Annotated in this window: 9 protein-coding genes; all 9 read right to left on the reverse strand. The window is 50.8% G+C overall.

All coding sequences use genetic code 11. The features are described 5' to 3' along the window. Positions 1-211: 211 nt before the first annotated feature. Positions 212-1,129, reverse strand: coding sequence for an RAMP superfamily CRISPR-associated protein (locus tag TH606_RS00895; protein WP_068540656.1), 918 nt, complete (start codon positions 1,127-1,129; stop codon positions 212-214). Beyond that, positions 1,126-1,557, reverse strand: a complete 432-nt coding sequence (locus TH606_RS00900; protein WP_068540658.1) for a hypothetical protein — start codon at positions 1,555-1,557, stop codon at positions 1,126-1,128. The genes TH606_RS00895 and TH606_RS00900 overlap by 4 nt, the downstream gene beginning before the upstream one ends. After that, positions 1,544-2,653, reverse strand: coding sequence for an RAMP superfamily CRISPR-associated protein (locus tag TH606_RS00905; protein WP_068540661.1), 1,110 nt, complete (start codon positions 2,651-2,653; stop codon positions 1,544-1,546). The genes TH606_RS00900 and TH606_RS00905 overlap by 14 nt, the downstream gene beginning before the upstream one ends. 32 nt (positions 2,654-2,685) lie before the next feature. Next, complete coding sequence (locus TH606_RS00910; protein WP_068540663.1) at positions 2,686-5,796, reverse strand: CRISPR-associated protein Csx11; 3,111 nt, start codon at positions 5,794-5,796, stop codon at positions 2,686-2,688. Then, positions 5,789-7,351 carry an RAMP superfamily CRISPR-associated protein gene (locus TH606_RS00915; RefSeq protein WP_068540665.1) on the reverse strand — a complete coding sequence of 521 codons (1,563 nt, stop codon included), beginning with the start codon at positions 7,349-7,351 and terminating at the stop codon, positions 5,789-5,791. The genes TH606_RS00910 and TH606_RS00915 overlap by 8 nt, the downstream gene beginning before the upstream one ends. After that, positions 7,341-7,781: a HEPN domain-containing protein gene (locus TH606_RS00920; RefSeq protein WP_068540668.1), complete on the reverse strand. Its 441-nt coding sequence runs from the start codon at positions 7,779-7,781 to the stop codon at positions 7,341-7,343. Before TH606_RS00920 ends, TH606_RS00915 begins: the two co-directional genes overlap by 11 nt. Then, on the reverse strand, positions 7,778-8,248 hold the full coding sequence (locus TH606_RS00925) for a nucleotidyltransferase family protein (RefSeq protein WP_068540670.1): 471 nt from the start codon (positions 8,246-8,248) through the stop codon (positions 7,778-7,780). Before TH606_RS00925 ends, TH606_RS00920 begins: the two co-directional genes overlap by 4 nt. 85 nt (positions 8,249-8,333) lie before the next feature. Next, positions 8,334-9,686: a type III-B CRISPR module RAMP protein Cmr1 gene (cmr1, locus tag TH606_RS00930; RefSeq protein ID WP_068540673.1), complete on the reverse strand. Its 1,353-nt coding sequence runs from the start codon at positions 9,684-9,686 to the stop codon at positions 8,334-8,336. Beyond that, positions 9,661-10,452, reverse strand: a complete 792-nt coding sequence (gene cas6 / locus TH606_RS00935) for a CRISPR-associated endoribonuclease Cas6 (protein ID WP_068540676.1) — start codon at positions 10,450-10,452, stop codon at positions 9,661-9,663. Before cas6 ends, cmr1 begins: the two co-directional genes overlap by 26 nt. Between the last annotated feature and the right edge of the window lie 425 nt (positions 10,453-10,877).

Below are 10,877 nucleotides of genomic sequence, written 5' to 3' on the forward strand. Positions count from 1 at the left end.
AGAAGTCCAGTTTAGAGGCGATTTTTTGGTAATTGATGGCACAACCAATTTTTTCTGGTACAAAACAGATGGTTTACCCCTGCGAATGGTGTTCCCCCTGAACTTCCAGAACCAACTGAACACCCGTTGCCTTACCTCGTTAGAAAACTTTTTTGATTTATTTATAAACTTATCCTCTTTTCTATCGGCAAACCCGGGCGGTTCATTATGTTTAACTAGAAGGAGAATCTAAGGAACATGATAGTAGACCATAGTAGCCAATGGTAACAGATAAAGAATCGGTTGCTTTACTTCCTGGCAAGTAACAAATTGTGGGTGAAATAAGGCCAAAAGAGCCTTTAAATTCATATCCGGTGAAGGGTTCTATTAGGCCTATTAGCTTATCAGACGAAATAGAAGTAAGACCATTCCATTCAGTAGCAAGGGCGTGGGCGGTAAGGTGAGAGCTTTTAGGAAATGTCAAAACCACAGCATCGTTTACAATTTGCACTGCTATACCGCCTATGGCTGAACCATTGTTCACTTTAAATATTCTCTCGCATTGCACCCGGCCCCAACCGTAGCCTCTTTCAGCGCCAAGCTGGAAGGTGCTTAAAACACTGGAAAGAGATGATTCCTCGCCGTTTTCTTTTCGGAAAAGAGCATCGTTATCTTCAAGCTTCACAGAGTTTATTATGGCATCACTATGACTGTTTAGTGAGCTTTTAATCCAGAGATCACCTACGAAATAAACCTGTTGATCTTTCCTTGTTTTAGGTCCGATAAATTCCACCTCGTGGAGCATACCTTCTTCCGTTGACTTCTTGCCATAATCAATGGGCTGTCCCATGTAGCTGAATTTGAAAAGGTAATCAAAATCGTTATGTTCCCACGGGAAATACGGAGTTTCGCCATCAAGGGAAGGCCAGAGATAGCCAAAACGGAAATTTTCCATCAGAAATCTGCCAACTCTTTCGTAAAATTCCGGCCTGCCGCCAAAATAATCCCTGGTTATCCTCGCGGTCAGGGCACCCCATAAGGTCCTTCCGGGGACATACTCGCGTGTTTCCATTAAATTGCGGTATTTTCTTTTTCCGATGTGAAGAGGTGAAAGGAGTCTTAAAACTATGCGATAGTGGACAAAGCTCATGGAGTGCCTCCTGAATTAAAGGTTTCCTTCTGGGCAGCTTTAGCGTGAAAGCGGGCATAAATAAGGGTCTGTTCATAGAGATCCCGGACAAGAAGGAGGTTATCCATATTATCCGTGATGTTGTCAGAAAACCATTTAAAAACATCGCCGTGGTTTTCGTTATTTTCGCAAAAGCCCTTTAATGAACTATCGTTTTTGAACTGAGGAAGTTCCAGCAATGCCTTATAAAGGGGTTTTTTTATGTAAGGTGAAGTCTCGTTCTCCTTTGATGTTCTTGAAAATAAAAAGAGCATCATGGCATAGACGCCCTGGGACTGTAAAACCCCGAGGGCTTTCGTAACAAGTCTTTCTAAGGTTTCCTTATCCGGGCACTCCAGCATCTCCCGTGCCTTATCCTGGGCAATTTTGTCAAGGTTAATTTTGCTCATTTTTAACCTCCACAGGGTCACAGTAAATTTTCTTTATCCTGCCAAACCCTCTCGTTCCCATGCCTCCAATGCCGAGGTGCTCTGCCCATTCAAGAGCGGAGTTGATGAGGCACAGGATGGTTTCATTGCCGTTCTGACATCCCATCTTCGTCCATTTCCATTTTGTTTCGCCGTTCTCAGAGTATTTTTCTTCGGCTATCCACGACTTTGCTCTACTGATTGCTTCTTCAACCTTATCTTGCTCCTCCTTCTCAGGCCATACTTTCCTCTTCTTCAGTAGCCGTTTCTTTTCATCTTCACCTCCGTTATCTAAAACTTGCTCCCATTCTGTAAGTTTCGCAGTGGAAGGGAAACTATTCCTGAAGTCATCCAGCACCACATCAAACCATAGCACGGTAGCCCGGGGGATGGCCTCGTAGGTGAAGAGGGCGTGTTCTTCGGCCGCTCCGGTTTCAGGGTTTATAGCCACCGATGTGCGAACCTCCAGGTTGGAGTTGACTATCTGGGAGAAGAGCTTGTCAGAGACCAAAACGACACGGTTTCTGATTTGGGCAGGAATTTCGTCAGGCCATTGAATAGATGGGAAATTGTCTTCCCGCTCAACCATTAGCCAGCCGAGGTTAATGGGCTTGTCCGTAGGAAGTTCCCCATTACCATCCCATTTGGCTTTATCGGGCGACACAGTAAAATTGTTCCCCAACCCAGCGTCCTCAAGAACACCAGGACTCGTCACCCAAACCGGCCCCACCATGGAATAGACCGGAAAGAGCAGGATTCTGGCATCTGAGATAGAAACAACACCTGAGAAAGAGCCAGCCTCTCCCTGAACAGAGCCAAAGGTATAGCAGATAGGGCAGGTGGGCCGACCGCAATGTTTCCTCCCTTCCCTGCCGCCCCGCCCAGCGCACTGGGGCTTCCCATATCTCCTCGCTGCATAAGCCCTTATTGCTCCGTGAAGGGCCGTTCCGGGAATTTTAGGTAAATTCGTTCCCGGCTCCCTGACGATGGTATTGTCCACCCTGCCCAGCCTCATTCCCCCGGTGCCAATGTGAACAGGGTCTGTAGTCATAATGAGAAATCTATGGGTTTCAGGCATTTTTTACCTCCTATAATGTTGACTCATCTTTTTTATTCATTTCCTTCTACTTTTTCCTTCATGATATTATGAAAAAGGTAAACAGCATCGGTGAAATAACCTCTAACTGTCATATCCGTAAGCCAGTCCAATTTGCTGTCTTCAGGTTTTCCCCAGCGCCATTCGGCGTTCACAAAAAGGTCACGGCAAAACCTCTTGAAGTTTTCGTCGGCTATAGATTCCTGCGGGTCATCAAACCATTCTTCCCGCTTGGTCTCTATCAGGTTTCTTATGGCAAAAATCTGGCTTGAACTCAGGCGGGATTTCCCATCTTTAGTATCTTTTGCAATGAATTTCCAGAGCCTTTCAAGGTTCTCAATTTCGTCCAGAAAATAGGGTTTGGTTAGGGAACCTTTCCTTTTACCCCCTTCATCGTATGCAATCTCAAACCTTCTGGCATTGAAGTCAAGGAATTCAAAATCAAAGGTAGAAGGGGTGAAGTAGATGCGGTCGCCGGGCTTCAGTTCCCCCGCGTGGACAAGCCAGGGGTGGCTCGCATTCCAGGGATTGCCCAGGTCGGTTTTGTAGTAGCGGGTGCGGTCGGTGGGTTCGTCCTTCTGGGCAAGGAACACATAGGGGTACCAGTGGTCTTCCGTCTGGCCATCGCCCATCACGGCAGGGATGTACCAGGTGATGACACATCTTTGGAAATGCCCTTCGGAGAGGAGTACGATTCGGTGCCACCGTTTGAATTGGTTGGTGATGCGCTCTTTCTTTTCCTCATTCTCAAGGTTGCGATAAATTAAGGCCGGGTGTTCATTTTCTAAAGTGGTCTCCAGAAGCTTTGTCTCTGTTATGTGCTCAATGATAATGCCAGCTTTCGCTGCTTTCTGTTTTTTTTCCTCTCCCACCACACGCCATAGCAAACCTGGCGCTTCCTGCTTTAACATCCTCCGCCCCGCGTCCAGGAGGGTGCGCAGGGGCTGGTGAGAATCGGCAAAAACCGCACCTAAGTGAAGGGGCAGGCGGTTACGCACCTTGCCCATCTCCCTCTCGTATTTGGTCTTGATGGCCTTCACCACCTCAAAGGCCTTGTCGGCTGGCACCAGGGCCATGAAGGTGCGGGGCTCGGCGAGGATGGGGATGAGGGAGGTGTAGTTGTTCTCCAAGTACTGGACGCCGTTTTCCGCGATGGTGAAAGAGGCTCGCTCCTCTCCCGCCCGTCCGTATTCGGTGGGTTCGTAAACTTTCAGGGGCTGTCCCACTGAGGATTTCACAAGTTCATGGAAGGAGCGGCCATAGACACTGTCCAGATAATACAGATTCTCAATCACCCAGAAGCCGCCGCGGTATTCAAGGGCGTTGCCTTTATCGTCCGTGGCATTCTCCGGCACCCAGAGCACGGCCACTTTGCGCCCCTGGATTTCCAGTTCGTAGGCGTGGTAGGGGGCGAGGGCATTTTGCGGAGCAGGAGTTCCTTTGAGAAAGATGCGGGGGCGTTTGGTCAATTCGCCTCTCGCCTCTTCAAGGGTTTCTTCCCAGAACTTTCTGGTTGTCTCCCATATACGACGCAGGCGGGCAAAGGAGGGGTTTTTGGCAATATCTTCTGTTTTGGTTTTATCCTGCACATTTTGGGGATTGCGAACTGCAAGACTGCGCACTAAGGTGCCGTCCAGCCAGTGGCGCAGGTCAAAGGTGCCCACGAGAAGGGCCACGCGCCCATTGCGGTCGGCCACTTCGTCTATCCAGATGGTGGACAATAAAGCCTGACCGATATTTACAGCCCATTCTTTGGCCCGATCCGCCCTCCGCCCTTCGCATACATCGCACATTTTACGGGCAAGGGCCTTCTGCGAGGGGCCCTGAGGGCGCAAGCCGCAGACGGGGCATACTTCCCTGGGCTTCGGCAAGTCGCACCATTGCTGCGCCACCCAGGTGGGATCTGATTGGAGAGGGGGAACCTCTCTGAGATGCTTTTGGCCTATGGGAGGCAAATCATTCCCCTGCCCACTCCAGCCCATATCGTCCAGGTTGAAGACCGGCACAATCTCGCCCTGAAGGGAAAGGGAGTGGTTGTTCTTCACTGTGCCGCTTTGGAAGGCTCCGAGGAGGTACTGCCGCAAGGATTTGCAATTTTCAGCATAGTCGGTAAGTCCCAGCACATCCATATCAGGCACGACGAAGACGGAACCGTTTTCGTCCCGGTAAACCTCAAGGCCCAGGGGGTAGGTCTCTTCTATCACCTTTTGCACCCGGTCCCAGGCGTCTTTCAGGATGTCCTTGCGGGCTAACATATCGGGAATGGAGATGGCGGAAAGGAGGTAGCTCAGCCCATCGGTGCGGATGGAGAGGAGGCGCCATTTGACATCATTAGGAGAGCGTTGAGCATCAGGAGCACCTTGCTTGAGCACACACCGGGCAACCTCGGCTTTATAAAGCGCGGCTACAATGGAGGACCAATCCCATAGAGTAACTTCGTTGATGGGTCGGCGGGTGTCGCCGGGGGCTTTCTGCATGTTTGTCTTTAAAACTTGTATAACCTTTCCTCTTTTGTTTAAAAATCGTCCAGAATTTTCAATGATATTTTTTAGCTTTTCGTTAAGATTTTCAAAGTCTCCTATATACCATCCAAAAGGTGAAGAATACCCGGAAGATTGTCCCCCATCTGCATCATCTTCCTTTTCCATATGAGCAGATTTGTGAGCTTGGCCAAGTATTCCGGCAAGATGCGTTAAATCGCCTCCAAGAATATTTATGAAATTATTGTATCTTTGCGCTACCAGTGGTCTTCCCCATAGTATTAACTCTTTTAAGGAAACAGCCCCGTGAGCACCCAGGGAGACTCTCAGGTTTGGCAATTGAGCCTGGATTTGCTGTAAAGTCCTCCACAGCGCCGTAGGGTGATTAGCTTCCTCCAAGCGAGCGCATTGGCCTCTCTGCGGGGAAAGACTATTCCAATAAGGTAAACTTTGCAGTTCGGTCGGATTGAATACAGCTTTATGTGGATTAACTCTTGGTTGCCCCTGACAGTTTTGAGCATTGAAGCCCATACCTCCAGGTTGTAAAAATGCATCTGCACACTTCCCCACATCATGCAGCCACGCTGCCAGTTCGGCCTTCAGGATCTCTTCCCGTTTATCACGCAAATCTTTCAAGTCAGGCATGATCGCCTCCCTCGTTAGCGAGAGCATGAGCGATTTCCGAAAGTTCGCTGAGCGAGTGGAAGTCTTTCTCTAACCCCGCAACAGAAGCAGGCTCTTCAGATGCTCGCTCCATGCGGCTCGCCTTCCACCGCGCGCCATGCTTGACATACCATGCCCGGAAGCGCTTAAATTCCCCAAGGCTTCCTCCTCCCAATGATGCACCATGCTGTTTGTACTCCGAGTTGCTGAAAAGACCACCTTTCCCGCTTCCTTTGAAAGCGCCTTTAACCTCACCTGTTTCATCATCTAAGTACTTCAAAAAAGCCTCTTCGGGAGGCTCCAGGTCCGCGGTTCGTGGAGTTGACGTGGTCTTGAACCAGCCTGGCACATTCGTTTTCACAACACCTGTGATGAGTTCATCTTCCGCCACACCATACCCGCTGCTGGTTTTTGCCCCGAAGCCGTATTGGGTGAGCATGGAGCGGATGCCCTTGACCACTGCCTCAAGGTCGGATTTCGTCGTCTCTTCGTCGGCATCCAGGGGCACATAGAGCAGGGTGAAGACGCCCTGGGTGCCTGCGGGGACGCATTCAAAGTAGATGGGGTTCTTGCCCGCGCCCGTCTTGCGGTCGTGGGGGTTGATGACCTCCAGGCCGATGCGGTCAAAGAAGGTGGGGTAGAAGTGGAGAGCGCCCTGGAAGCCCTCTACATTATCTTTACGGTAGCCCTCGGACCGCACCCGTTCTTCAAATTCCCGGGCCATCTGTTCATAGGTTTGTTTATACCGCTTTTCCCATTCTTTTGCCTGTTCCTCGTCTTCAGGTCGAGGCCCCACAAGATGCAGGGTCAAAGCCCGATTCAGAAATTCGGCTGTGCCGTCTTTCTCGTTGCCAAACAAGCGATAGAGTCGCAGACGTTCCTGGACAAATTCCGTTTCGTTCTTTTGACCGGAACGCAAATCGTCCACTAACATTCTCATCATCGCCGCCCTAAGCGCCCCCTTCCACTGGCTGGGAGCCACATAGGGCACCTTGAAGACCCATTCCTTCTTCACCGGGTTATCCAGGATGTAGAAGTCCACATCGTCCTTGCTGATGTAAGGCTTGCGCAGGGTAAAGTGCACCTGCATGGCCCACGCACCGGGTGGAAAGAGGGCGAGGTCGGGGAAGGAGGGGCTGACTGTCTCATGATGGTTGGCGAGGCCTAAGATCTGTCCCATCCATCGGAGACGCTGGCAAAGGAAGGTCTGGTAATCGCCACGAGGGCTTTCAAGATCGCCGGCATAATACCAGCGTTGAAGGCCGTTTTTGCCCTTGGCATAGTCTTTGCATTGTGTAGTTCTGCCCTCACAAACACAATCCACTGCCAGAAGCTGAGCCAGGTGAGACAAGCGAGCCGCACAATCGCGTACGACCTGGTGTCCAATGCACCCCTGAAAGATGAATTGCTCAATCTCGGACCGTGCCTGTTGCTGAATTCTTCTTTTTTGCCGATTGTTTTGTTCGTTGCGAATGTTGATACCTTTCTGGGCGAAAGGTTCATACAAATCAAAGTGCGCCCAAAACTCACGCTTCATCGTTATCCTCCTGGACTGCTTCCACCAGTTGGCGGGCCATGTGAACCACACGGTGAGCGACTTCCAGGGCTTCCCGGGCATCTTCTTCGCTGAACAGTTCCCAGGGCGTCAGGCCGTGGAGTTCGTCGCCGTAATCGGTTTGGATGTGGACTTCCGGGCCCAGGGTTTGGCTTTTTTGTATCAGATCTTCCACCGGTTCCCGCCACTTTTGTGGAATCTGCCCCTGTTGCAATAAAGTGGCAAGAATGTGGGCCGGATTGTGGGTCTTGGGGGGCACGGTAAACAAAGCGATGACGGCCTTCAGCGCATTTTCAACGGCCAGTTGCGCGTGCGAGATACAGGCCCGCCAGCGCTGGAACTGGAAATCCTGTTCAGCTTCCTCCAGAAAGCCCTGGGCTACTCGAAGCCGGTAGGCCGCATGGGTGCTCATGTTTTGGCAACCTCCTGTAAGCGCTTTTCCCAACCCTGGGGAGGTGAACCCTGTTGCCAAAGCCACACGGGTTGCCCATGGATCCTACGACGCACCAGGCCTATATGGCGTATCTGACGACGCAACTTTTTCAGGAAGTGTTTCATCCGCCCCTGGGCATCGTAAAGAATAACGCCGTCCAGAGCGATGTCCAGGGAAAGGGGAGTTACCCGCCGGTACCACTCCTCCGGCGTGCGCAGCAGGGGCGCGGCGCAGGCCCTCCACTCCCTGGGCGCCACGGAAAGCCAGAGGCGCTGCCGGTCCAGGGGGCTGCGGGGCAGACCCTCCACCACGATGAGCAGGTCCCAGTCGCTTTCCTCGGTTGCCTCGCCCCGGGCTCGGGAGCCGAAGAGCACCACCGCATCCAGGCGCTCGCCCAGATGCCGGCGGAGGTGTTCAATTAAGTCTTGCAAATCCCGCTTGTTCATGGCGTAACCTCAAATCTTTTCACACGGAGACACGGAGGGGACAGAGAGTTTCTCTCCGTGTTCCCTGTGCCTCTGTGTGGAATCTTCATGACGAACATCCTTCAAGCAGTGCTTGGATGTAATTGCCAACTTTCTCGCCGTTTTGCCGGGCAAACCAGCAAATTTTTACATTGTCCAGGCTCAGGCGTTGCCATAAGGTATTGTTATCTGTAGCAGCCGTGTGCCATTGGCGCTCTTGAGATACGCCCAGCCAAGTTCGCAAGTGACTGAGCACCATTTTGCGTGTCACACCTCCGGGTAAACCTTCCGGAATCCAGCCCCAGATGCGAAACTCCCATCTCTCATTTCCAGCCGGATAGGCATGGGAAACATGAATGAGTGCCCTCTGGCGTTCCACTTTTTTGGTGCTTGAATCTTTTTGTACATCCCTCAATGAATTCCATTCCGTATTACAATGCTCGCATTGCGCCTTCTTTCGCGGTTTTCCTGAACAATTTTTATGCTCCTCCTTTGAAGGTCTGTGGTCCCACTCTTGGTGGCATTTGCTACAATACCACCGATCAATTTCTTCAATTTTTCCAAAATCTCCAACATGCCATAAACCATTTACTACACCCATCAACTGCCAGCGAGCAGGTGCATTAGGATGTCCGTTGTATTGAATGTGGTTGCGAATCAGCTGCCGCAGGTGGTAGCGCGCTACCGGAGCAAGAGGTAAGACGGAAGTCTTCTCATCTTCCTTGTTGGGGTTCAGACGGGTGGTTTGGGTTCGCAGCCACTGCTCAGGGTTATCCAGAGGAAACCGAATCCTGGCAAAGAAGAATCCGCCCAGTGAAGGTAAGTCTGGCGACGGCGCTACATTGCGTCGGTTAGGACGCCCTTTCAGTTTGTCAAAAGCCTTCAGAGCCTGTACCACATTTGGTTTTTTATCATCAGAGGTTATACAAACGACACCGTACCCCTGCTGCGTCTTTGGCCCGAGCCCGCCCCAGCAGGCGATCAGGCGGAAAGTCAACAACACAGTCTGCCATAAGTCTGATTCTGCCCATCCTTCCGGCAGCCGGAGCGCGCGCAGGTGCATTTCTCCCCCGCCCATAAAACCGCGTCCCAAGAACCAACCCCGATTGTTGTTTACTTTGATTTCCAAACGCCAACCGCGCTTCTCGTTCCACCACACTGGCCCTTCCAGCCGAAAGGCGCGCTGCAACCCTGTGGTGCCGAACACCGCACACACATCGCAATATCGCCCGTCTTTGTCAGGACAACGATGATCCCCTGTCACATCACACGCGCTTCCCCCCAGCCCCCGCACGATGGCTTCATACCACCAGCGAAGGCTACCCAGGATGCCCGTTTCGTGGATGCGGTCCATGGTGCCGTCCACGCCACCGGTGTAAAGCGGGGTTAGCGTCTTAATCTTCACTTTTAAGGGATCCATCTCTACCTCCATCTCTCACCACTTCAATCATCCCAAAACCCTGGCTGTTTCTGGCGCCGAGGCCGGCGTTATAGGCCAGGGAAAAGTAAGGCTCAGGCAGGTTTAGCTCGTAAAGCCCCATCCAGCCCTTTATCCAGTAATCTTTAAACTTCACGATGGCTTCGTTCTTCTTAGAAACCCGAAGCGGCTTAAGGTATGCCCCATTTAAAGGCGGAAGCTCTGCTCCTTCTCCCCATAAGGCCTTGGCCTTGCGTTCCAAATTTTCAAAAATCTTTTGGGTAAACTCCTGCTCAAAAGGAGTGTAAAAATAAGTCTTTTTGCGACCATCTGGAGTCATAAGGGTGCTATGAATAGTTATAGGGGAAAGTGCCCTCATTACTACTGGACCTTTAGCCTCAACAGGCATTTCCACCTCTACTGCCTCTACCTCGCAAAAGTTCTCACCAAGAAAAAAACTTCCTTTACGAACCAGATGGGTGGCAAAGGATTCAAGAAGCCTATCATCCACCGCGCCAACTTTTAACTTTACCGAACCGTGAAATGTTATCTCTCGCTTCTTGCGGTTAAAGGTTCGCTTTTTTCCGAGGAGGCGGGAGAAAGTGAAGAGCTTGAAACGCCTTTTGCCGTAGGTATAACCCTTTTCGTGGTAAAAATGGGCCAGGGTTTCATCAAGAAAACTGTAAATAAAGGCCTGCACCAAATGGTTATAATGAACAGGCAAAGAAAACTTTTCTTTAGTAACTTTAAAGGTTATGCTTATTCGCATTCCACCCTCAAATTCCCTGATTCAGGTAATATTAAACCAATACCAATTTGCTGTATAGAAATTTTTTATTTGGGGCTGCTATACCTGGCTAGCTTTTTCTGTAATTGCGGTAATTGCTAGCAAAATAGCCCTTGTGGCGAGGTGTCTGCGAGACTACTTCGCCTGTCCCGAGCGAAGCGAGGGGCAAAGCCCCGAAACAATCTCTTGTTTCCTCTATCTGCTGAGACTGCTTCGCTTCGCTCGCAGTGACAAATAAGGGGGCATTGCAAGCCACGTTCCCCACCTCGTCATGGTGAGCCCTATCAGGGGCGAAGCAATCTTTTTCCGGGTGATACTAAAAATATTTAGATTGCTTCGGCGACTAAGTCGCCTCGCTATGACGCCTTGTAATGTAAAACTCATTAATTTTACAGAAGTTATTATCT

This window comes from Thermodesulfatator autotrophicus (assembly GCF_001642325.1).
Taxonomy (GTDB): Bacteria; Desulfobacterota; Thermodesulfobacteria; order Thermodesulfobacteriales; family Thermodesulfatatoraceae; genus Thermodesulfatator; species Thermodesulfatator autotrophicus.